Annotated in this window: 19 protein-coding genes and 1 pseudogene; 5 read left to right on the top strand and 15 right to left on the bottom strand. The window is 60.3% G+C overall.

The annotated features are described in order from the left end of the window. Positions 1-248: 248 nt before the first annotated feature. Together ACQY1K_RS19685 and ACQY1K_RS19680 are read left to right on the top strand one after the other, a co-directional pair. Complete coding sequence (locus ACQY1K_RS19685) at positions 249-923, top strand: GntR family transcriptional regulator (RefSeq protein ID WP_430260407.1); 675 nt, start codon at positions 249-251, stop codon at positions 921-923. Positions 924-1,126: 203 nt separating this feature from the next. Beyond that, positions 1,127-1,804, top strand: a complete 678-nt coding sequence (locus ACQY1K_RS19680) for an HAD hydrolase-like protein (protein WP_430260405.1) — start codon at positions 1,127-1,129, stop codon at positions 1,802-1,804. 13 nt (positions 1,805-1,817) lie between these two features. On the opposite strand, the gene ggt is transcribed toward ACQY1K_RS19680, so the two are convergent. From ggt to ACQY1K_RS19630, 10 genes are all read right to left on the bottom strand, one after another. Further along, positions 1,818-3,407, bottom strand: coding sequence for a gamma-glutamyltransferase (gene ggt, locus ACQY1K_RS19675; protein WP_430260403.1), 1,590 nt, complete (start codon positions 3,405-3,407; stop codon positions 1,818-1,820). A gap of 91 nt (positions 3,408-3,498) precedes the next feature. After that, complete coding sequence (locus tag ACQY1K_RS19670; RefSeq protein WP_113111371.1) at positions 3,499-4,269, bottom strand: glutamine amidotransferase; 771 nt, start codon at positions 4,267-4,269, stop codon at positions 3,499-3,501. Between the two features lie 96 nt (positions 4,270-4,365). Then, entirely contained in the window at positions 4,366-5,208 is an 843-nt protein-coding gene (locus tag ACQY1K_RS19665) for an ABC transporter permease (RefSeq protein ID WP_158481543.1), read from the bottom strand. Continuing rightward, positions 5,205-6,149: an ABC transporter permease gene (locus ACQY1K_RS19660; protein WP_062460010.1), complete on the bottom strand. Its 945-nt coding sequence runs from the start codon at positions 6,147-6,149 to the stop codon at positions 5,205-5,207. Before ACQY1K_RS19660 ends, ACQY1K_RS19665 begins: the two co-directional genes overlap by 4 nt. A gap of 1 nt (position 6,150) precedes the next feature. Further along, entirely contained in the window at positions 6,151-7,221 is a 1,071-nt protein-coding gene (locus ACQY1K_RS19655) for an ABC transporter ATP-binding protein (protein WP_430260400.1), read from the bottom strand. Beyond that, a complete protein-coding gene (locus tag ACQY1K_RS19650) occupies positions 7,218-8,210 on the bottom strand; it encodes an ABC transporter ATP-binding protein (RefSeq protein WP_430260398.1) in 993 nt (330 codons plus the stop codon). The genes ACQY1K_RS19655 and ACQY1K_RS19650 overlap by 4 nt, the downstream gene beginning before the upstream one ends. A gap of 4 nt (positions 8,211-8,214) precedes the next feature. Then, positions 8,215-9,117 (bottom strand): ribokinase, encoded by a 903-nt coding sequence (locus tag ACQY1K_RS19645; RefSeq protein WP_430260396.1) that lies wholly within the window; start codon positions 9,115-9,117, stop codon positions 8,215-8,217. A 6-nt stretch (positions 9,118-9,123) separates the two neighbouring features. Beyond that, positions 9,124-9,981, bottom strand: a complete 858-nt coding sequence (locus ACQY1K_RS19640) for a BtpA/SgcQ family protein (RefSeq protein ID WP_430260394.1) — start codon at positions 9,979-9,981, stop codon at positions 9,124-9,126. A gap of 95 nt (positions 9,982-10,076) precedes the next feature. After that, positions 10,077-11,597, bottom strand: coding sequence for an ABC transporter substrate-binding protein (locus ACQY1K_RS19635; RefSeq protein ID WP_430260392.1), 1,521 nt, complete (start codon positions 11,595-11,597; stop codon positions 10,077-10,079). Between the two features lie 196 nt (positions 11,598-11,793). Further along, positions 11,794-12,564, bottom strand: coding sequence for a GntR family transcriptional regulator (locus tag ACQY1K_RS19630; protein ID WP_192087449.1), 771 nt, complete (start codon positions 12,562-12,564; stop codon positions 11,794-11,796). A gap of 301 nt (positions 12,565-12,865) precedes the next feature. On the opposite strand from ACQY1K_RS19630, the pseudogene ACQY1K_RS19625 reads away from it, so the two are divergent. Continuing rightward, positions 12,866-13,157: pseudogene (locus tag ACQY1K_RS19625) on the top strand (FCD domain-containing protein); the annotation flags it as partial. 111 nt (positions 13,158-13,268) lie between these two features. On the opposite strand, the gene ACQY1K_RS19620 reads toward ACQY1K_RS19625, so the two are convergent. Both ACQY1K_RS19620 and ACQY1K_RS19615 read right to left on the bottom strand, forming a co-directional pair. Next, complete coding sequence (locus ACQY1K_RS19620; RefSeq protein WP_430260390.1) at positions 13,269-14,318, bottom strand: DUF2278 family protein; 1,050 nt, start codon at positions 14,316-14,318, stop codon at positions 13,269-13,271. Positions 14,319-14,489: 171 nt separating this feature from the next. Next, positions 14,490-15,956, bottom strand: coding sequence for a ComEC/Rec2 family competence protein (locus ACQY1K_RS19615; RefSeq protein WP_174197796.1), 1,467 nt, complete (start codon positions 15,954-15,956; stop codon positions 14,490-14,492). A gap of 606 nt (positions 15,957-16,562) precedes the next feature. On the opposite strand from ACQY1K_RS19615, the gene ACQY1K_RS19610 reads away from it, so the two are divergent. Further along, positions 16,563-17,591, top strand: a complete 1,029-nt coding sequence (locus ACQY1K_RS19610) for a four-carbon acid sugar kinase family protein (protein WP_062459990.1) — start codon at positions 16,563-16,565, stop codon at positions 17,589-17,591. Between the two features lie 2 nt (positions 17,592-17,593). Continuing rightward, the gene (locus ACQY1K_RS19605) at positions 17,594-18,298 is read left to right on the top strand and encodes a FadR/GntR family transcriptional regulator (protein WP_430260387.1); all 705 of its coding nucleotides are present in this window, start codon (positions 17,594-17,596) and stop codon (positions 18,296-18,298) included. A gap of 93 nt (positions 18,299-18,391) precedes the next feature. Here the strand turns inward: ACQY1K_RS19605 and ACQY1K_RS19600 are convergent, their stop codons facing one another. The 3 genes from ACQY1K_RS19600 to ACQY1K_RS19590 are packed head-to-tail and all read right to left on the bottom strand — an operon-like array spanning position 18,392 to position 21,662. Then, positions 18,392-19,513, bottom strand: a complete 1,122-nt coding sequence (locus ACQY1K_RS19600) for an iron-containing alcohol dehydrogenase (protein WP_430260385.1) — start codon at positions 19,511-19,513, stop codon at positions 18,392-18,394. Further along, on the bottom strand, positions 19,510-20,469 hold the full coding sequence (gene pdxA / locus ACQY1K_RS19595; protein WP_062459984.1) for a 4-hydroxythreonine-4-phosphate dehydrogenase PdxA: 960 nt from the start codon (positions 20,467-20,469) through the stop codon (positions 19,510-19,512). The genes ACQY1K_RS19600 and pdxA overlap by 4 nt, the downstream gene beginning before the upstream one ends. Beyond that, positions 20,466-21,662 carry a sialidase family protein gene (locus ACQY1K_RS19590; RefSeq protein ID WP_430260383.1) on the bottom strand — a complete coding sequence of 399 codons (1,197 nt, stop codon included), beginning with the start codon at positions 21,660-21,662 and terminating at the stop codon, positions 20,466-20,468. Before ACQY1K_RS19590 ends, pdxA begins: the two co-directional genes overlap by 4 nt. Positions 21,663-21,793 lie beyond the last annotated feature (131 nt).

The following is a 21,793-nucleotide window of genomic DNA, read 5'->3' as shown; positions in this document are numbered from 1 at the left end:
AGTCATTGAAAAAGCTGGTGCCGACTGAATAGATAACAAGAACTGACAAAACTGCATGCAGTTTTGGACGAGCGTGCTGATTTTAGTGTCACTGTATGAAAAATATTCGGAGAAACCGAGATGCGCTCCCAGCGCTATCTAGGATGTCTGGACGAAAAGCATTTAAGTTCAATGCATTGAGGAAAGCGTTGACATGGCGGAACACGAACTGCATCTGTATGCACTACGTCTAAAGCGCCGAGAGTGTCTTGACTGAGGTGAAGCGAAGAAGATTAGTCCGGGCCGGGACGACTGTGGAGCAGATGGTGAGAGCCATTGCCGATATGATCGTGACCGGCGAGATGCTGCCTGGCGAAAGGCTCGACGAGCTTTCTCTCGCCGCCCGGTTCGAAGTCTCCCGGACGCCTGTCCGGGAAGCGTTGCGGGAACTCGGCGCAATGAGCCTGGTTGGCCGGGAGCCCAATCGCAGCGCCGTCGTGATGATTGTGACGCAGGCCCGGCTCCACTCCATGTTCGAGGCCATGGCGGAACTGGAAGGCATCTGCGCGAGGCTCTCTGCCGAGCGCATGACGGTCGACGAGCGACGTGGCTTGGATATCGAACATCGCAGTTCGATACATCTCGTGCATTCGGGCTCGCCGGAGGACTATTCCGCTTACAACACCGAATTCCACAACAGGCTTTACCGAGGAGCTCACAACGATCACCTTCTCGAACTGGCAACACAGACCAGGGCAAGGCTGGCGCCATTTCGCCGCGCGCAGTTTCGTCTGACCGGGAGGCTCTCGAAGTCATACGATGAGCATGACCGGATCGTTACCGCCATTCTGCGCGCCGATTGCAAAGCCGCCGGGCAGGCGGCCTTCGACCATGTGTCGATCGTCAGCGACGCCAGCGCGGTTTTTGTTGCAGCGCATGGTTGAGGTTTTGACGTCGCGGATTTTCGAAAGGCTAGCTCTTCGAGAGGCGAGGACGACGGTTTGCTTCCCATCAAGGAGTGCGAATGTTGGGCTGTGACGAGATCTCCGCAAAATTGCATTGAGACCGTTGGGAAAGACTATATTTGTCTTATTCAACGGCATACCGATTGGTGCTGCTGTATGACCTGTCCAATGAAAGCGTTTTCATGCCGTATGCCGCCGCACCTGCAATTCTGCTAGATCTGGATGGAACTCTAATCGCGTCGGAACCCGGAATTCTGTCGAGCTGCAGGGCAGCCCTTCGTTCCCTTGGACATGATACTGATCCTGCCATGGACATCAGGTCGATCATTGGCCCGCCGATCGAGGACGTCATGCGGTACCTGCTCGGACAGTTCGGCGACGACCGGGTCACCGAAGGGGTCGATGCCTACCGGCAGGACTACGGGTCGCGAGGCCTTCTTCTGAGTGAGGTCTATGACGGTATCCCGGAAGCTCTTTCCAGGATGAAGAAAGAAGCCAGGCTTTTCCTCGCGACATCCAAGCGCGAAACGTTTGCGCGCCGCATACTGGAAGACAAAGGCCTAGATGCTCTGTTCACCGGTATTTATGGATCGACCCCGGCCGGCGACATCGACCATAAGCCTGAACTGATTGCGCACATCATCCAGCAGCATGAGCTTGACGCGGATCGTTGTGTCATGATCGGCGATCGAAAATACGATGTCACCGGCGCCCATGCCAACGGCATGCGGGCTGCGGGTGTGCTCTGGGGCTACGGTGAGCAAGCCGAACTGGAGAGCGCGGGAGCGGATCGCCTGGTCGTACAGACCGCGGAACTGGCCGATATCGCGCTTGGCATGGTGTCCAGCACCGAACGATAATCCAGGCTGTCGCTTAATAACCGAGCGCGATGCCGTCCTTGCGGTGGTCGGTGGCTCCCAGCAGAACGCCCCGCTCGTGGTCGATGTAGATTGCCTGCGCACCGCCGATCGGTTCGTCCGCCCAGACGGTTGTGTGGCCGCGACGTTCCAGATCCATCCGCACGTCGTCGGAAATGGTTGGCTCGAGACTGAGCTTGCCATCGAAATAGAAACTACGCGGCTGGTCGCTCGCCTGCTGCGGATCCATGTCTCGATCGAGGATTTGGCTCAGCAGATGGCAATGGCCGACCGCCTGGTATTGCCCGCCCATGACCCCGAAGGTCATGCGCGTCTTGCCGCCCTCGGCCAGCATGCCGGGGATGATCGTGTGGAAGGGCAGCTTGCCGGGGCCGATGGCGTTGGGGTGGCCTTGTCTGACCACGAAGCCCGCGCCGCGGTTCTGCAGCAGCACGCCGGAGCGTGGCGCGTAGATGCCGCTGCCAAATGCGAAGAAGATGGAGTTGATCAGCGAGACGGCGTTGCCGTCGCGGTCGACCACGGTCACGTAGACGGTGTCCTTATGCGTCGGACCTTCCCAAGTGCCAGCCGGAGCGGCCTTTTCAAGGCTGATCTTCGAGCGGATCGCGTCTATCGAGCGATCCGACAGGATGGCATCGACGTCGGCCGTCATATGGGCGGGATCGGCGATCACCTGGTCACGCCGGGCATAGGCTGCCTTCGATGCTTCGGCGAGAAGATGGATGCGGTCTGCCTCCGACAGCGTCGGATCGCGCAGGTCGAAGCCGTCGAGGATGCGCGCAATCATCAAAGCGGCAAGCCCCTGGCCGTTTGGCGGGCATTCCAGCACATCCCGGCCCCGATATTTGGCCGAGATGGGTGCGGTTTCAAAGGCGGCGAAACTGGAGAAGTCACTTTCCTCGTGCAAGCCACCTAGCGACTGCAACAGGCCGACGATCTCCTCGGCCACCAGGCCCTTGTAGAAGGCGTCGCGGCCGCCCGTCGCTATGGCGCGCAGGGTGGCGGCCAGCGCCGGGTTGGTCATCCGCTGGCCGGTCACCGGCGCCTTGCCGTTCGGCAGGAAGTAGCTTGCGGAGCCTGGGAACTTACCGACGCGGGGGCTGTAGCGCGCCCAATCGAGCGCGACGCGTGGGGTGATGCAATAGCCGTCCTCGGCAGCGGCAATCGCTGCGGCCAGAACACGGTTCATCCCGAGGCTACCATGGCTTTCGATCAGCCGGCACCAGGCATCCACTGCGCCGGGTACGGTTACGGCATGTGCGCTATCGTCGGGGATGGAGGAGAAGCCTTTGTCGATGAAATAGGCTAGCTCGGCCTTCTGGGGTGCACGGCCGGATCCGTTGAGCGCGACTGGCGTTCCGCCGGCCGGTGAATAGAGAGCAAAGCAATCGCCGCCGATGCCGGTCATCAGCGGGTCGATCACCGATTGCAGCGCCACCGCCGCCACCGCCGCATCGACCGCATTGCCGCCGGCGCGCAGGATATCGACCGCCGCCAAGGTCGCCTGGGGATGGGAGGTCGCAGCCATGCCGCGGTCCGAAATGGCGACCGAGCGTCCCGGCTTGAAAAAATCGCGCGATGTCATGGCATCTGCTCCTGATCTGCGAAGATTGGGTATCGGCGGCCGGCCGGTGGTCTCGCATCCGGCCAGCCGCGTGTTTCGTCGTGCGCTGCCGTCAGCGTGTTTCGGTCATCCAGCCGAGGATGTTTTTCCAGAGCCTAGCGTAACCTTCCCATTCGCAGAAAGCCGGCGAAAGCCAATGAGGGCCGATGTCCGAAGTCCACGCCACGGTGCGGCCTTCGCCATGGGTGCCGGTCACCAGCAGCGGATGGCCGCCTTGGTCTTCGGGCAGGCGGGCGAGCACGTCCACATCGGCGCGGTCGCGCACCTCCACCTCGTTGACGCCCAGAAGCAGAGGCCATTCGCCGCTAAGGCCGGCCATCACCGGATGGTCGGGCTTGAGGACGACGGCGGTCGAACCCTCGGGTATTTCAACCCGATCGTCGTAGGGCAGGCAGGTGACGGGCAGCGTGTCCTCTACGGCCGTGCGGCGCCAGCGTGCCTTGCCGTCGATGCCCTGGAACGAGAAATATCCGCCGACCATCAGCAGTCCTCCGCCCTTTTCCACCCAGGCCTTGATGAGCTTCAGCCGGTTGGGCACGGTCTTGGAATGCAGCCATACGGCCGGCGGCAGCAGCAGCGAGTTGGCGCCGATATCCGAGAGGATGATCGCATCGTAGGCGTCGAGCCCGGCCATCTCGAAGGGGAATTTCTCGACCGCGTCATGGGCCGGCATATAGGTCAATTCGTACTCGCTGCCATCGAGCGCCTTGACCAGCGGCTCGGCGCCGAGGTGGAAGGTGACGCTGCCGAACTGGTCGAAGCCCTTGTAATGGGTGGCGGAGCTGATCCAGCTTTCGCCGACGAGAAGCACTTTCTTGGTCATGTCTTACCGGTCCTCGTGAGGAGTTGGAATATCGCTCTTGGTGGCGTCGGTTGCACCTTGAGCGAGGTGGAAGATGGCGGGTCCAGTGGCATCGGCTCAGTCGCGCGGATCGAGACGGTCGCGTAAACCATCGCCGAAGATGTTGAAGCCGAGCACAGTCAGGAAGATTGCAGCACCCGGAAACCAGGCGAGCCAGGTTGCCTGGTCGATAAAGCTGATCGCATCACGCAGCATGCTGCCCCAAGTCGGGGTCGGCGGCTGGACGCCAAGACCGAGGAAGGAAAGATAGGACTCCGTGATGATCGACGAGGCAAGCAGCAGCGATGCCTGGACCAGGACGGGCGACAGGGCATTGGGCAAAACGCTGCGGGTCATGATCGTCAGATTGCTAAAGCCGAGCGCCCGGTTCGCCTTCACGTAATCGAGGCTGGAGACCAACATGGTCTGGGCGCGGGTCACCCGGGCGATGGTCGGCGTGTTGATGACGGCGATCGCGATGATCGTGTTGGTAAGCGACGCGCCAAGCGCCGCTGTGATGCCGAGTGCCAGCAGGATGCCCGGAAAGGCCAGTAGAACGTCCATGCAGCGCATCAGAACCGCATCTGTTCTGCCGCCCAGGTAGCCGGCAACAAGGCCGATCGGCAGGCCGACAAGAACCGCGCCACCGACACTGATCACGCCGACAAGCAGCGATACCCGTGCACCGGACAGGATACGCGACAGCACGTCGCGACCGAGATCGTCGGTACCGAGAAAATGATCGGCTGACGGTGGGGCAAGCGTTGCCATGAAATCGGCAGCGTCAGGCGCATAGGAGGACAAGACCGGTCCGAACACCGCAGCCAGGACAAGGATGCTGACCAGCGCCATGCCGAAGGCACTGCGGCTGTCTTCCACAAGACGGCGTATCAACGAGTGAGATGCGGGAGCTGTGGTCATGCACGTTTCCTCAGTCTGGGATCGAGCGTCGCGTAAAGAAGGTCGGTGGCAAGATTGATGAAGACGAAGAGTACGGCGGATGCCAGGATGGCGCCTTGCACCACGGGATAGTCACGCGCGAAGATCGCATCGACCGTCAGCTTGCCGATGCCCGGCCAAGCGAACACAGTCTCCGTTACCACCACGCCGCCCATCAACTGGCCGAGCTGCAGGCCGACCAGCGTCGTTACCGGGATCAGGGCGTTTCGCAGCGCATGTTTCCAGACCACACGTCGAAAGGGCAGGCCCTTGGCGCGCGCCGTCCGGATATAGTCCGCATTCAGCACGTCCAGCATGGCGGCGCGGGTCATGCGCATGGTCGACGCGGCCATGGCGACGCCGAGCGTGATCGCCGGCAGGGTGATGTGGCGTAAAGCGCCAACGGGATCTTCGCCGATAGGCACATAGCCGGAGGAGGGGAAAATCTGCAGACGGATCGACAGGAAGAGGACAAGCAGGATCGCCAGCCAGAAGCTCGGCAGCGAAAGGCCTGCCAGCGAAATCAGCGAGACGCTATAATCGGCGACGCTGTTGCGGCGTGCTGCGGAAATCACTCCGGCCGGAATGGCGATGACCAGCGAGATCAAAAGCGCCGCTAAGCCGAGCTGCATGGTCGGCACCATGGCGGTCATGACCATGCTGAGGACCGGTCGGCCCGACTGGATGGAACGACCGAGATCGCCGATCAGAAGATGCCCGAACCAGGAGATGAACCGGAGCGGCAAGGGCTCGTCTAGAGCAAATTTTGCGCGCAGCGCGGCGATCGCTTCCGGCGTGGCATCCATGCCGAGCATGGCGGTGATCGGATCTCCGGGGATCATCGCGAGCAGCGTGTAGGAGAGCACGCAGAGGCCGAAGAGGACCGGAATGACCGAGAGGACGCGGGTGACGATCAGCTTCATGTCAGATGTCCTCAGCCTGTTGCGTTTGGCGGTCACGAGCGCGGCGATAGGCGGCCATGCGGGCAGAGGCGGACGTGCCCGGCAGGGTGTCTGGGAGCGTTTCGACCTGCGGAAGCGTCGTGGCGAAGAAACAGGCCGACAGGTGGGCCGCATTCACGGGCACGAGTGGCGGCTCCTCCTGCGTGCATCGGTCCTGCACATAGGGACAGCGCGCGGCGAACCGGCAACCGGCGATGCGGTTGGTCGGATCGGGTGGCTCGCCTGTCAGAAGCACATGCGATTTTCTCTGGATCTCGACGCGGGGTGCAGCGGCCAGAAGCGCCCGGGTATAGGGATGCCTGGGATTGTCGAAGACTTCGCGGGTCGGCGCCTGCTCGACGATCCGGCCCGAATACATGACCGCGACATCGTGGGCCAGATGGCGAACGACGGCGAGATCGTGCGAGATGAAGATGAAGGCGACGCCGGTATCGCGCTGCAGGTCCTGCAGAAGGTTGACGACCTGCGCTTGCACGGAAACATCCAGCGCTGACACCGGCTCATCGCAGATAATCAGATCCGGCTGCACCGACAGCGCCCGGGCGATCGCGATGCGCTGCCTCTGGCCGCCGGAAAACTGGTGAGGGAAGCGGTCCAGCTGTTCGGCGGACAGACCGACCGCTTCCATCAGGGCGGCGGCGCGCTTCAATGCTTCCGGCCTGTCGCAAAGCCGATGCAGCAGCATGGGGCGGACCAGGACCTCGCGAATGCGTTCGCGAGGATCGAGCGATGCAAAGGGATCCTGAAAGACGACCTGAACCCGCCGACGAAAGCGGCGAAGGCCATTGCTGTCGAGAGCCATGGCATCCTCGCCGTCGAGACGGATGCTGCCGCTGTCGGGATCCTGAAGGCGCAGCAGCAGGGAGCCGACCGTGCTCTTGCCGCAGCCGGATTCACCGACGATCGCAAGCGTGCGGCCACGCTCGACCGAAATGCTGACAGTGTCGACCGCATAAAAGCGCTTCGGCTTTCCCCAGCCGGTGGAGACGGAAAACGATTTCACCAAATTTTCGGCGGCGAGCAGTGGCGTCATGCCAGGTCCTCCACGGGCGCGCGCCAGCAGGCGACATGGTGGTCGACGCCAATCTCGCGCAGTGGCGGGAGCTTGGCGCATTCGGTTGCAGCAAACGGACAGCGCGGCGCGAAACGGCAGCCGAGCTCCTCCTCCCAGGGCGGCGGCATGCGGCCGAGGATGGGCTCAAGGCGCTCCACCGTCGCGCCCAGATGCGGCATCGCTGCCAGGAGGGCCAGCGTGTAAGGGTGCTGGGCATCGGTAAACAGAGAGGCGGCCGGCGCTCTTTCGACAATGCGGCCGGCATACATGACCGCCACGTCGTCGGCGATTTCCGAAACCACGCCGAGATTGTGGGTGATGAACAGGATGCCCATGCCGGAGCGCTCGCGAAGCTCCATCAGCAAGGCAAGGATCTGCGCCTGAATGGTGACGTCGAGCGCCGTCGTCGGCTCGTCGGCGATCAGCAGCGACGGTTCGCAGGCCAGCGCCATGGCGATCATTACGCGCTGGCGCATGCCGCCTGACAGTTCGTGCGGATAGGCATCGAGCCTGCGCTCGGCGGCAGGAATATGAACGCTCTGCAAAGCCGCGAGCGCCTTTTTCCGGGCTTCGGCCGCGGATACCTTCTGATGAAGCTGGACTGCCTCGGCAATCTGGTCTCCGATTGTGAAGACCGGATTGAGACTGGTCATAGGCTCTTGAAAGATCATCGCCATGCGGCTGCCGCGCAGCTTGAGCATGTCGCGTTCGGTCAGAGTCTTGAGATCCTGGCCTTCGAACAGCGCCTTCTCTGCCGTCATTTCCGAAATATCGTCCGACATTAACCGCATCAGCGACATGGCGAAAACGCTCTTGCCGGATCCTGACTCTCCGACAACGCAAGTGATGCGGCCAGGGGCAATTTCCAGCGAAACATCCCTCACGATCCGAACTCGCTTGCCCGGCGGACCGAGGGCCACGGACATGCGATCGATGTCCAGAAGAAGGTTCTGTTCTGTTTGCGCCATCACGTCAGGCCTCCGTTTTGCAAAGGGCGGAGAGTTCGGCAGGGCTGGGCAGTGCGCGGAAGGCGCCGGGACGCGTGGCCGTGATGGATGCAGCAGATTGGGCATAGGCGATCGCTTTCTCCAACGAATGGCCGAGCGAGAGGGTCGCGCACAGCGCGCCGCAAAACGTGTCGCCGCAGCCGGTCGTGTCCCTGACCTTGACGGCAATCGCTTCGTGGTGCCGAGTGGTGCCGCTCGAGCGCACCAGACAGCCGTCGCCACCGAGCGTGATGATGGTGGTTTTTGCGCCTCGTTCGTGAAGCCTTGCAGCCGCAGCACGGGGATCATCCAGACCACTGATGGCTTCGGCCTCACCGCGATTGACGACAAGAATATCGCAGTGGGCAAGCAGCGGCGTGGCATCCCACCAGATCGGGGCCGGGTTGAAGACCGTATAGGCGCCGCGGTCGCGTGCGGCCTTGAACCCGGCAAGTGTCGTCTCCTGCGTCAGATTTCCCTGGGCAAGGAAGAGATCGCCTGCCTCAGTCTTGGCGGCGAAGCGGGACGCGGCTTCTTGAGAGAAGGCGGCGGCACAGGCGCCGGCGGTGACGATGCTGTTTTCGCCATCGGGCAAGACCATCAGGAGCGAAAAATCGCTTGAGCCTTCCGACCGCTGCGGTTCGAAGACCAGGTTTTGTTCGGCACCGAGGATTCGGATGATCTCCTCGCCCATGCCGTCATTGCCGATCGGGCCGGCAAAGCGCGTATCGGCCCCCGCGCGGGCGGCAACGACCGCCTGATTAAGGCCCTTGCCGCCAGGCGCACGCATGGCACCGTCGCCGAGCAGAGTTTCGCCCCGCTCGGGCAGGCGTGGCATCTGCAGGCTGATATCGAGCCCGGCATTGCCGAGTACAAGGACCTTAGCCACGCGCGGTCAGCTCCTTGCCTTCTTGACGGCCTGCATAAAGACGTTCAGGCGCTCGGGATCGACCGGGTTCCACCAGACGCCATCGCGTTTCAGGTAGCTTGCGACGATGACGGCGTCTGCGACCGAGAATATATCGCCGACATTGTCTGGCGTGACGCCGGAGCCGACGGCGACGGGAAGCGACGTGCCGCTATCGATGGTCTGGAGCTCTTCCATGGTGGCGGAATCGCCGGTGCGCTGGCCTGTGGCGATCGCTACGTCGGCGTCGAAGAATTCGTTGTCGCGGGCAAGTTCCTGGATGGTGCGGTCGCCGGTGATCGCATGGGCGCCGTGCTTGACGTGCACGTCGGCAAAGATCTTGATGTCGCGGGCGCGGAGGTACGCACGGTAGCGCGCAGCTTCTCCGGCAGGTCCGTCCATCAGGCCTTCGTTTGCGACATAGGCATTGGACCACTGGTTGACGCGCACGAAGGCGGCGCCAGCGGCCTTGGCGACGGCAATCGCCTGGATTGCCCCGTTGGCCAGAACATTAACGCCGACCGGAATGCCGGTTGCGCGACGCACCGCATCAGTCATGACAGCCATCGAAGCGGCGGTTTCCGGGCCGAGATTGTCCGGCTTGGCGAACGGGATGTCGCCGTGGTTCTCGACGATCAGGCCATCGACGCCGCCGGTCTTGTAACGCTCTGCCTCGGCAACGGCAAAATCGACAATCTCGGACATCGGCTGACCGTCATAATCCGGTGAGCCTGGAAGAGCGAGGGAATGGATCACTCCGATGACGGCCTTGCGGCGGCCGAAAATCTGCTCGATGGCATTTGGCTTCACGCGGAAGACCGGTTTTGCCTTTGGTGTTTCACTCATCTGGTTGCCTTTTTGCTTTTGCAGTCTTTTGGCACCGTCGCGACGCAGCAGGGCGCGCGACGGTGTGTCGTGAAGTTAGAGGAGAGCGGAAGGGGTCACTTCTGGAGCCACGCGTCTCCGAGGCGGAAGGCGGTGTCTGGGTAAGGGGTCCAGTGAAGCTTCTTGGTCGAGCCCTGCAGCGTCGAGTCAAAATGCAGGAACAGCATTCCGGCGTCGTCGGAAATCATCTGCTGTGCCTGCCTGTACATCGCCGCGCGTTCGGACTGGTCGGCGCTGACACGGGCCTTTTTCATCAGGCTGTCGACGTCATCATTGCTGTAGCCCGAGAAGTTGTTCGGACCGCCTTTGGTGAACCAGTTGTACATGTTGCCGTCCGGGTCCGGACGACCGGTCCAGGGTGACCAGGAGATATCGAAGTCCTTCTTCTGAAGGACCGAGATCAGGCTTGTCGCGTCAACCTGACGGACCGAGACCTTGAAGCCGGCTTCCTGCGCCTGCGCCTGGATGATCTGTGCGACGCGAAGCTGCAGGGGCGAGGCGACGACGGTGATCGCGAACGGCACACCGTCCGGATGGCCGGCCTCGGCTAGCAGTTGTTTGGCCTTTGCAACGTCACGCTTGTAGGGCTTGAAGTTCGGATCGAACGCCGAGGTGATCGGTGGTGGAACGGGGCCAAAGGCAGGCGAACCCGTATTGAAGTAGGCCACCTTGTTCACGACGTCCTTGTCGACGGAATACAGCAGCGCCTGACGGACCTTCATATCGTTGAAGGGGGGCTTGGTATTGTTGATCGAGAAGGCATTGAAGCCGAGGCCCGGAATGTCGGCCACATTGACAGATGGATCGGTCTTGATCTGCGCCAGGCTCTGCGGCGGGACGATGTCGACCAGTTGGAGATCGCCACTTTTCAGGCCGGCCGTGCGCAGCGTTTCGTCAGGGATTGGTCGAATGATGACCTTGTCGAGGGGGGCACGTCCCTTGTGATAGCCGTCGAAGGCAGAGAGCACCATCTGGCCGTTTTTGGTCCAGCTATCGAGCTTGAAAGGTCCGGCACCAACCCCCTTGGTTGCGAAATCAGGACCGAGTTTCTGCAGCGCGGTCGGCGAGACGAAAAGGCCCGCACGGTTCGTCATCACCAAGGGAAACTGCGCGTAGGGCTGAGAGAACTTGACGGTGAAAGCAAGCGGCCCCGTAACCTCAACCGATGCGATCGGGCCGAGATCCGAACGACGTGGCGAACCGGTCTTTTGGTCCAGCATGCGGTCGAGATTGAACTTCGCGGCTGCAGCGTCGTAAGGGGTTCCGTCCTGGAACGTCACGCCCGGCTTGATCTCGAACGTGTAGGTGAGGTCATCGACCTGTTTGTAACTGGCAATGCCCGGGACGACCTTGAGATCCGGCGTCATGGTCAGCAGGGGTTCGTAAATCAGGTATTGCTCGTAGAGCTCGAAATAGGAGGCGAAGAAGGCGGGATCCAGCGTCACGGGATCCGAGACGACGCCGATGTTCAGCGTGCCGCCTTTTTCGGGCGTCTGAGCGGAAGCTGCGACGGGCAAAAGAGACAGGGAGAGGGCTGCTAGGCCCAGAAACGAGCTGCGTATAGTCGTCAACGTCATGTTCCTTCTCTGGCGATTATTATTGTTGTTCTGTGTTCAGTATTCTTCGGGACGCACCTGTCCTGCGCCGGGAAGCCCGTCGGGACAGATGGATACGAATGTTGTGAGTATCGACGGCTGCCGAAACGGCACGGATAGCCGGCAGAGCCCCCGACCAAGCCGCGGGCTCCTGTGTTGCGATCAGCCTTTCGAGCTGTCAGGCTTTGATGAGCTTCACGTGGAAGCTGTAGCGTTCTGCGAGATAGTGCAGAACGACGTATTCCACTGGCTGCCTGTCGGGCATCCAGGAGGTTCGGTGGCAGATCAGCACGACCGCCGGCTGCCGGACGTTGAGGATGCGGGCCGTCATGGTGTCGGCCATTGCGGCTTCGATGCGTTCGTCGCCACCGGCGAAAACGATGTCGTCGCGCCGCAGTCTTTCGTAAAGCGAGCCGCTATCCAGTTCCTCGATCGTCGGAATACCCGACTTCTTGAACAGTTGCGGGCGCAGATATGTGATCGAGGTTGCAAGCGGCATGCCGTCCGCCAGCATTGTCCTGTCGATCTCCACCACGTCGTCGCCGGGCTGGAGTTGTAGCTCCAAAGCGATTGCCGCACTGGCGGACACGACCTTGACGGATCGTGTTCGATAGCCGGGTGTCAGACCGCGCCGACGCATGTCTTCCGAAAACGAGGAGATCTGGTTCAACGGACGCTCGACACGCGGTTCGATGACGATCGACCCGACGCCGGAGCGTCGCTTGATGAGACCTTCGGTTTCCAGATAGTCCAGAGCTGCCCGTGAGGTACTCCGGCTGACACCGAAGCGCTTGTTGATCTCCGCTTCCCCCGGCAGAACATCGCCAGGCTTGAAACTGCCGCTCTCGATGTCCGTCCGCAACCGGTCCGCAATCTGCGACCAGCGTGGTATCGGGCTTTCTTCAAGATCGGTATCATTCCAGCTCATGGCGATAGAGTATAACGTCATGACATTTCGTCAAGGCTATTTTTGAGCAATTTGCTGTGCGCTTAGTTTTTGGGCGAGTTGAGTATTATTGAACAGCGCTCGCCGATGGACGGTGCCGAGGTGGCCGTCGAAGTGCGGTCCCTCCAACGCGGTAAGTATGTTCGTGGTCGAGTGCTCCACCGCCTTGGAGCCCTCCATCTTGGGGTAAGGTCAAGTCGGGGCGGCAGGACGGCTCGTCAACATAAGCCGTCCCGTCGCAAACGGAGCGAGCGTTGCTCTTCCACCATCGCCAGCTTCCTCACATTCAAAAGCGCTGAACTCTGACATCATCGAACACCAACGCCGATCCATGGGAAAAGCCGAGGAGTTTATCGCAGCAGATATGCAGTTTCACACGCGCATCGCGCAGATCACCGGAAACCCGATCTTAATTGCAGTCAGTGAAGCGATGCTGGCATGGCTGATGACCTATTACACGGACGTGCTCATCTGGACCGGCAAGGAGAAATTCACGCTGGTTGAGCATGAAGAGCCTCCATCGACTGGCGGCTAAGGATGTTGGCGGTGCGGTCCTTACGCACCTTGGACGGTCGAGGGCATCGTACACGCGATAGCAAGACCATAAAGGGACGGATGTTCTGACGGCAGGTCGATGGTTCTCGTCCGTTCAACTTGAAGGCTCGGAAGCGGATGTCGCGATAGCGCTTCTCTGTGGTAAAGTTTGGTCACGGCTGAAATGGAATGGTTCGCCCAGGTTGGCGCGCCTGACCCTTGGTGTATGAAACGCCATGCACCTTGACGCCATCGACGTTCAACAGAGTTATGATCCCTCCCTTGTTAGACAAAGCGGCTGGTGACTTGATCTCGATGCTCATGGTCGCGCCAGCAGCGATCGTGCCGGACAGCGTCATCGTATTCTTCTGCTTATCCTTGATCATCCATCCATCGAGCTGAACGGCAACGTCGGCCGTATTCAGTAGGGTGACGGTCTCGCGTTCGGGGGTGCGCACGTCGTTGACAAGTGCTGCGATGATCCGCACCAGTCCATCAGGAACGTCAAACGGCGGAATTCGGTCGCGATCGACCGGCGTATGTGGCTCACCATCGTGAACTGGATTGGCCGGGACGATCGGATCGGCGCTATCGTCGTCGGAATGCCAAGCTTGCGTCTGAAACTTGAGGAAGATCGCCACCCACTGGTTTTCGTTCGGGAATTCGAAAATCAGCGCACCATCTTGGAATTTGCCGTTGTCGCTCGCGAATTTACCGGGCGGGTTACCCTGGTTCATATGGATATCATGAATGCCGCGACCTGGCTTGAAACCGAAATACTTGTCCGCTTTGTCGGGTTCTGGACCCCAGGTTTCGCCAAATGCATAGATCCAAGACTCTTCATCGGACATGGCGCGCTGCACATAAGCGTCGATCTTTTCGTTCAGGTCGTTGTCTGGCCCTGTGGCTGAAAGCGGCAAGGGCTTTAGCTCCCAAGGCTGCATGAGATTGCTCCGAATGAAGTTGAGAGCGATGCCATCTGGAACGCTTGCTGCGCGGTGAAGCCCCTCGGACAACGCCGCAATCTTTTCCGTGATCGGATGCTCAAAGGCCGAGCGGACCAAGAACTGTACTTCGCTCCCGTCCTGTGATCTGACATTGATCGCAATGCGATGCATGGTTCCGTTTTCGGATACCAAAACCTGATAGTGGGGATTTGCGCCTGTTGCGAGGCGGTTGTTCGTCGGACGTCCCTTCAGGACGGCGTAGTTTTTCAGCGGCATGTCAGGGCTCCCACAGTTAGAATTCATCGAATAGCAGTGTCGTGACAATTGCAGGTTGGTTGATCAGCTTGAGAACGACAGTTTCTGTAAAGTCTGACGTCCTCCGTTTGCGAGTGGATCAGTCAAAATGACAGGGCAAGCCAACGCGCCGCGTGCCTGCGGCAGTTTAGCCTAAAGCTTTGGCGCCGCCCGCCTCACGGCTTTTGCTGCGAACGAAATCTCGCCTGTGGCCGAGACCTTAAATCGATACGCCTCGTTCATAAATTTCTTGCCTGAGTGAGTGAAAGCGAGCACCCGCTCACCATCTGTCCTAACGTGAGAGATACCGAAATTGGTTCGCTCAAAAGCGAACACCTTCCTCGCGGCATCCTTGGGGTCATTCACAGAGCCAAGGACCTTGAAAAAAGCCGCGAGCTCAGTGCAGAATATGATGGAAGGTGTTGTTCGCCCGGCTTTTCCAAGAGCTGCTATAAGAGTGGCGCGTGGGTGAATGTATTCCTTAGCTTCGCTCTCGTCTCCTGACGAAATCAACGACACGACCGGAGAGACCTCCTTGAGAAACTCCATGTCGAAGTCGGCGGACCCATGGTGAGGCGCCTTCAGGATTTCCGCGCGGACGGCTGCACCGGGTAGCGCCTCTCGCAACCGTTGCCCGGCCTCCTGGTTCATGTCGCCGGTAAAGAGAAACCGAACGTTGCCGTAGCGGAGACGGAAGTTGATCGAATGTCCGTTGATCGTATGAGACGCGGAGGGAGAGCCAACCTTGGCGGCGACAGTCCCTAACATGAGATTTGCATCGTCCGGTGGTTCACCCAAAAACCGCAAGCCGACATCCTTGTCGATAATATCGGTAATGGGGCCAAGAAGCTCCACCGAGATATTGTCGGCGGCGAGAAAGTCGAAGGCACCTACACTTGTGTGATCAAGACGCCGCTTCTCAATCGGCTTCCCGGTTGCGCGTTCGACGCGTGGTCCCCACGCTTCGAGGGTCTCGACCCAAGTGTTGAACTTCCCGTTTCTGTCAACTTCCGGGACGGTAGCTTGATCGTCCACGAGGTCGACAATGAATATCCTTCCATCTGCCTCTACGGTCCTGCCGAACATCTCGGTTTCTTTTCGGCGTTCGCCGGTAAGCTTCTTCAGCGGGCGTTTCACGATGCCATTGTGAAAAATCCGCTTCGGGGCGACAAATATCCGCTTTTGAGGTCTCGTATCGGTTTCCGACTTTCGCAGTTCGGTAAGGCCATCAAAATGGTCGGCGTCACCGTGCGTGATGAGAATGAGATCGACAATCAGTGGATCGTCATCGCTTGTTTTCGGAAATCGCGCATTGGCATGCCGAGCAAAGAGCTGGTTGTCGCCGCCGTCGATGAAGATCACTTTACCGCTCGGCGTTTCGATGATCAGGCCATCGCCTTGCTGGACGTCGACCATCGACAGACGGAGCAATGCATCCGACCGAAGTCGAGCCCGCCCATCGATAAATCCTCGGTCTACAACTCCCCGGAGACCGACGATCTCAACCTCTTTCTTGCCCTCTGGCTCAGACAGGACATTGCAGCCATCACCCCAGTAGTACTGGGCTTCCGAACCGTCGGGTCGCCGAAGATTTACGATGTCGTCATCAAGATATTGCATCGAAACTCCTCCACAGAGAACGATCAGCAACAAAAGTTTAGATTAGTATTCTATCGAGTCAACTAGAGTCTAAGATTAAAATCGTTCAAAAGCAGTCATCAGTTATTCATAAGGTTCAAGAATACTGTATTTATTAATGCCATATAAAAAGAGTGACTGAACTCCGTCAAAGATGCGAAGCATAGGCCTTTAGTGCGGATCGCAGCGGTTTGCGCTTGCCTTGTCGGGTGGCGGATCGCGCACCGTGCTCTCTCGGTGTCCTGCTGAGGCGGGCAGTCAGGCAGGAGCATCAGTGTTATGTAAAGCAGCCGCGTGACGGCTGACGGCTCCTAAACCGATCGACCGTGTCTCAAATGGACGCGATCCAAGCCTGCCTCGATCTGGCAATTTGTGCGACAGATAGCAAGCTGAGGCTGTAGGAATGCTCCGGACGAAGACGCTCGCCAAGATTCGCAATGTCGACGAAAAAGTCGAGCAGCGCGTCAGCTGGCCCAGTCACGTCGTGGTTGACGGTGACCATACATTTGTCATTTCACTCCATACCCATGTTGACTTATAAGCGCTTTTCCGTGGTATAAAGCTTACAACATAGGTAGGTGGAGGCGTATGTTAGTCATTCTTGCGGACGACCTGACCGGTGCGCTCGACTCGGCGGCGCCTTTTGCCGGGCGAGGTATTCGCACCGACGTGGCGCTCAACCTTGATGCAATTACGGGGATCGTCGCCGATCGCCCCGACGTTCTGTCCATCAACCTCAACACCCGCGAAACAAGTGCCGGCGAAGCACGTGCCGCCACAGCTGCGACAATCACCTTGCTGCCGCCGGGAACGCGGCTGTTCAAGAAGGTCGATTCCCGCCTCAAGGGAAATATCGTTGCCGAACTGGACGCCATCCCTTTCACACGTGCCCTCGTTGCGCCTGGGATACCAGAGTTCGGTCGGGTGGTTGCGAACGGATGTGTCACCGGCTTTGGTATCGACGCTCCGATCGTGATCGCCGACAGGCTCGGTGCGCACACAGCTCGTGCCCATATCCCTGACGCTAGCTCAGCCGCCGACATGGACGTTGCGCTCGACGTCGCTGAGAACAACGGGACCGATCTGCTGATCGGCGCTCGCGGTCTTGCAGAAGCGCTCGCCCGTCGCATGACGAACAAGGTCGATGCGCAGGCAGCGACCATCCCGTCCGGTCCGATCACATTTGTCATCGGATCGCGCGATCCGATCACGCTTGCGCAGATCGACGCCCTGCGCAACGGCCACAGCCTGACGTATCTGCCTGCGCCGAACGGCCGGCTGGACGCGGAAAGTGGGACAAGACCTGATCTGACGCTGGTGCACGCGACGCCGGGTGAGGAAGAGCTCGATGCGCAGCTTGTGGCGGAAGCTCTGGCTGACGGCGTGCACGAGAACCTTGCCGGTTACGACGGAACGCTGCTTCTCTCCGGTGGAGCGACGGCCGAGGCGGTGCTGCGTCGGCTGGGCCTGTCGAGGCTGCGTCTGCATGGCGAATGCCTGCCGGGTCTTGGTCTTGCGTCGGCACAAGGGCGCTGCATTATTGCAAAATCGGGTGGCTTCGGTCATCCCCATACGTTGAAGCAAATTGCAGACATGGTCCTGCGAAAGGCAGGTTGACGATGGGACTGGAAACGGGAACCGCCCGCAAGGGCCTTGCGGATATCGTGTTCGAGCGGATGTTGCGCGCAATCAAGTCCGGTGCGTACAAGCCCGACGAGCGCCTGCCGACGGAACACGATCTGGCCGCCGAATTCGAGGTGTCCCGACCCGTCATCCGCGAAGCACTGAAACGGCTGCGCGACCAGAGCCTGATCTATTCAAGGCGCGGTGCCGGCAGTTTCGTCCGCTCGGTGGGCTTGCGCAATCCCCTCGGTTTCGGCCAATTGGAAAACGTCGCAGACCTTCTCAACTGTTACGAATTCCGCCTGACGATGGAGCCGGCTGCCGCCGCTGCCGCTGCCGCCCGTCACGATGCCGACAGTCTGAAGGCGATCCGCCAGGCGCTGGAACTGCTGCGCGATGCCACGAACCGTCAGTCACACCGCGAGGATGCCGACTTTCAGTTCCATCTCGCCATCGCCCGGGCCGGGCAGAACAATTATTTTACCACCGCCATGGAAGCCCTGAAGGATCATATTGCGGTCGGCATGAAATTCCATGGCGCCTCGATCAAGAGGGAAGCGTCCGGCCTGTCGCGCGTATTTGGCGAGCATGAAGCGATTGCGACGGCGATCGCCAACAGCAACGAGGATGATGCGCGCCGTCTGATGTTCGAGCATCTGAAGGGATCGCGGGAGAGGCTCTTTCAGTCGTCGCATCTCTAGCCTGGATCTTAAGGATCGCGAGCGATTTGACTTCGGTATGAGACGCAAAAGGCGGCGCTTCGCGGCACCGCCTTTTTCACTGGAGCGAGGTTCTCAGAAGCTCGCGCGATAGATCGCCAGAACGTCATCCACGCTCATATCGGCCGGGTTGTTGTCCATGAGGCGACGGATGGCATGCGCATCTGCGGCAAAGCGCGGAAGATCGGCTTTGGTCGCGCCATGTTTTGCCAATGACATCTCGATGCCGAGATCAGCACAGAAGCCATAGGCCTGCGCGGACAGGTCGGCCTGCGAGAGATTTTGGCCTAGCCCCAGCGCCTGTGCTACTTCCGCAGTCTTGTCCTTTGCCACTGGCGCGTTGAACGCCAAGACGTGGGGAAACACGATGGCATTGGCCAGTCCATGCGGCAGATGCAGCAGCGTGCCGAGCGGATAGGCGATGGCATGGCCTGCCGCGGTATTGACAGGCCCGAGGCAGATGCCGCCGTAATAGGACGCCAGCATCAGCCCTTCGCGGGCCTCACGATCTGCGCCGTCCTTGACCGCGCGGCCCAAGAACTTGCCGACGAGGTGAATGCCCATGCGCGCAAAACCGTCGATCATCGGATGCGAACGCTTGCTGGTGAAGGCCTCGACGCAATGCGCCATCGCATCGACGCCGGTTGCAGCGGTGACCGCCGGCGGAACCGAGTAGGTGAGTTCCGGGTCTAGCACTGCAAGATCGGCGATGAGGTGAGGGGATTCGACGGCAATCTTCGCGCCCTTTACGGGATCGGTGATCAGCGAGCGGATGCCGGCTTCCGAGCCTGTTCCGGCCGTTGTGGCAACCTGCGCCAGCCGCGTGCTGCGCCCTGCCACCTTGTTGGGGCCGGCGACATCGGACAGCGTCTGTTCGCTATCCCAGAGAGCGGCGACAAGCTTGGCCACGTCCATGACGGAACCGCCGCCGAGGCCGATAACGAGATCCGGCTTTGCGGCACGGGCAGCTGCCAGTGCGGCATCAAGCGTTTCGATCTCCGGCTCGCCGGGAATGGCATCGAACAGGGTAACCTTGCCCGGCAGTTTCAGTCGATCGATGAAGCCGGCTGTAATCGGTGTTGCGATTACCAGCGTGGAGGAAACCGCTCCAGCCCAGGTGCTGACCTCGCCGACGCTACCGGCGCCGATGACAAGTCGTTTTGGTTGATGCAAGACGATTAATGGAGCGCTGCTCATGTCTGCTCTCCCTTGCCGCCGGCTACCAGTTTGCGGGCATAGGCGATGGCCGACAGCATGTTTCCGTGGTTGGCGATGCCCTTGCCGGCGATGTCGAAGGCTGTGCCGTGGTCGACGGACGTGCGGTCGATGGTAAGATCGACGGAGACGTTCACGGCCGTATCGAAAGCGACGAGCTTGATCGGGATATGACCCTGATCGTGATACTGCGCGACGACGAGGTCGAAGCCGCCGGAATAGGCACGGTGGAACACGGTGTCGGCCGAGATCGGGCCATAGGCATCGATGCCTTCGGCGCGGGCGGCAGCCACTGCTGGCGCGATCTGGTCGTCATCCTCGGTGCCGAACAGGCCGTTTTCACCGCAATGCGGATTGATGCCTGCAACGGCGATGCGCGGACGCTCGTAACCGGTGCGCTTCAGGTGATTGTTGCCGGCCTTGATGGTGGCCAGCACCCGTTCGGTGGTTGCGCGGCGGATCGCTTCCTGCAGCGAGACATGGGTGGAAACGTGGATGACCTTCAGCTTTTCCGAAGCGAGCAGCATATAGGCGGCTGCCGATTTCGTCAGGCTGCGCAGCATGCCGGTATGGCCGTCGTAATGATGGCCGGCAAGGTTGAGCGCTTCCTTGTTGATCGGGGCTGTCACAATGCAGCCGATCACGCCGGCTTCGGAATCGCGCACGGCCTTTTCGATAAAGCGGAATGCCGCATCTCCGGCGACCGGTGAAAGCTGGCCCCAGGGTAGCGGTGCCCCTTCGATCGGCAGGTCAACGACATAGGCCGCAAGATCGATCTCGACGTTCAGCGCCTTGCGGGCGGCTTCCAGCGTCGGCAGGTTTCCATAGATGCGCGTGACCGCACGATCCGCGTCGCTCATTTCGGCCAGCGCCCGCACCGTGATTTCAGGTCCGACGCCGCAGGGGTCACCCATGGTGATGCCGATGATGTTGCTCATGCTTGTTCTCCCGCTGCTGAACTGGCCCAGCCTGGCGCCAGACGAACGTATTTGATGGAGCGCCTGTAATAGGTGTAGGCGATATGAAGACTGCCGTCGTTACCCTCAAGCAGCGACGGATAGGACATTTCCTTGTTGTGACCGTCGATCGAATTGTTCGACAGGCAGGTGCCGGGACCATCCTCGATGATGATCCGCTGCGAGAAGCTTTTTGCTCCGTCGTCGGAAATGCAGACGGCAACCGGCGCACGGGGCACACCCCAGATCGGCACGCAGCCGCCATCCGGATTGGCATCCGGCCGGTCGTCGCCTTCGCCCAACTCGTCGTAAAGCGAGGCGCGGCGGTCTGTGGACATGTCCGCATTGGTCGGGTTGCAGATCATCGCGATACGGCCATCCTGCAGGCGGGTTGCGGCGATCGATGAATTGTTGTTGGGAACGTCGGTCGCTTCGGGCGCGGACCATGTACGGCCGCCGTCGACACTCTCGGTGCGATAGACGAAATCGGCCTGCCTGCGGCGGAACACGGCGGCGTACTTGTTGTCTCCTATGGACACCGGGCTCATATGGACGCAGCCGGTCGACTGATCGAGGTCGTCCAGACGCCAAGTTTTGCCGTGATCTTCGGAAATGCCGAGGGCTGCGCGATCATGGCTGCCGTTCCATTTCTGGCCAGGACGCTGGATGCAGCGGAAGATCGGCAATAGCCAGGCTCCATCGTCGCGAACGGTCAGCGGTGCTCGAACGAAGCAGCCGCGCGGCAAATCGAGATAGCGTCCATCGCTGACCGTCAGTTTGGTCGCGTCACCGGCATCGCGATTTACCTCCGCCATGCGGATACGGCATTCGTCCTGATTGCCTGAAGGCTGAGACGTGTGGAACAGGAGCAGGCCGCCTTCAGGTGCCGCAAACAGAACCGGGTTCTGTTCGGAATGGGCGGGGTCGAAACTCAACCGCTGCGGCTCGCCCCATGTGTCAGACCCCGGCGCCAGAACGGAAGCAAAGATCGAGATATCCGACTTGCCTTCCAGCGTGCCGCCGAACCAGGCGCAGATCAGCGCGCCGTCTTCGGCGAGGTGCAGGAATGAGGCGTGGTTCTGGATCATCGGGGAAGCCAGCATGGCCTCGTGTCGTCCATTTCCGACGGCTTTCACCGTGCCGGTCATGACGGTTGCAATCTGTTCAGGCGTCATCGGCGTCTCCTCTGGCCACCGTGAAAATCACCAAAATAACAAAGTTGTCAAGTTTGAAGGACGTTGAAATTTGAAGATTGAGGCCAGTTCTTCAGCCTCATCATCATGATAATAAATGGATTTATCCTCAC

It is taken from the genome of Neorhizobium sp. IRS_2294 (genome assembly GCF_050500145.1).
In the GTDB taxonomy this organism is placed as follows: domain Bacteria; phylum Pseudomonadota; class Alphaproteobacteria; order Rhizobiales; family Rhizobiaceae; genus Neorhizobium; species Neorhizobium soli.
The sequence above is the reverse complement of the archived record's forward strand: the minus strand, read 5'-3'. Positions and strand labels throughout refer to the sequence as shown.

Coding starts and splice junctions, on each gene's coding strand:
- ACQY1K_RS19665 (WP_158481543.1), bottom strand. CDS start 5,208: ATGACCACAGCTCCCGCATCTCACTCGTTGATACGCCGTCTTGTGGAA.
- ACQY1K_RS19615 (WP_174197796.1), bottom strand. CDS start 15,956: ATGCAATATCTTGATGACGACATCGTAAATCTTCGGCGACCCGACGGT.
- ACQY1K_RS19630 (WP_192087449.1), bottom strand. CDS start 12,564: ATGACGTTATACTCTATCGCCATGAGCTGGAATGATACCGATCTTGAA.
- ACQY1K_RS19635 (WP_430260392.1), bottom strand. CDS start 11,597: ATGACGTTGACGACTATACGCAGCTCGTTTCTGGGCCTAGCAGCCCTC.
- ACQY1K_RS19655 (WP_430260400.1), bottom strand. CDS start 7,221: ATGACGCCACTGCTCGCCGCCGAAAATTTGGTGAAATCGTTTTCCGTC.
- ACQY1K_RS19605 (WP_430260387.1), top strand. CDS start 17,594: ATGGGACTGGAAACGGGAACCGCCCGCAAGGGCCTTGCGGATATCGTG.
- ACQY1K_RS19650 (WP_430260398.1), bottom strand. CDS start 8,210: ATGGCGCAAACAGAACAGAACCTTCTTCTGGACATCGATCGCATGTCC.
- ACQY1K_RS19680 (WP_430260405.1), top strand. CDS start 1,127: ATGCCGTATGCCGCCGCACCTGCAATTCTGCTAGATCTGGATGGAACT.
- ACQY1K_RS19600 (WP_430260385.1), bottom strand. CDS start 19,513: ATGAGCAGCGCTCCATTAATCGTCTTGCATCAACCAAAACGACTTGTC.
- ACQY1K_RS19620 (WP_430260390.1), bottom strand. CDS start 14,318: ATGCCGCTGAAAAACTACGCCGTCCTGAAGGGACGTCCGACGAACAAC.
- ggt (WP_430260403.1), bottom strand. CDS start 3,407: ATGACATCGCGCGATTTTTTCAAGCCGGGACGCTCGGTCGCCATTTCG.
- ACQY1K_RS19610 (WP_062459990.1), top strand. CDS start 16,563: ATGTTAGTCATTCTTGCGGACGACCTGACCGGTGCGCTCGACTCGGCG.
- ACQY1K_RS19590 (WP_430260383.1), bottom strand. CDS start 21,662: ATGACGCCTGAACAGATTGCAACCGTCATGACCGGCACGGTGAAAGCC.
- ACQY1K_RS19640 (WP_430260394.1), bottom strand. CDS start 9,981: ATGAGTGAAACACCAAAGGCAAAACCGGTCTTCCGCGTGAAGCCAAAT.
- ACQY1K_RS19660 (WP_062460010.1), bottom strand. CDS start 6,149: ATGAAGCTGATCGTCACCCGCGTCCTCTCGGTCATTCCGGTCCTCTTC.
- ACQY1K_RS19670 (WP_113111371.1), bottom strand. CDS start 4,269: ATGACCAAGAAAGTGCTTCTCGTCGGCGAAAGCTGGATCAGCTCCGCC.
- pdxA (WP_062459984.1), bottom strand. CDS start 20,469: ATGAGCAACATCATCGGCATCACCATGGGTGACCCCTGCGGCGTCGGA.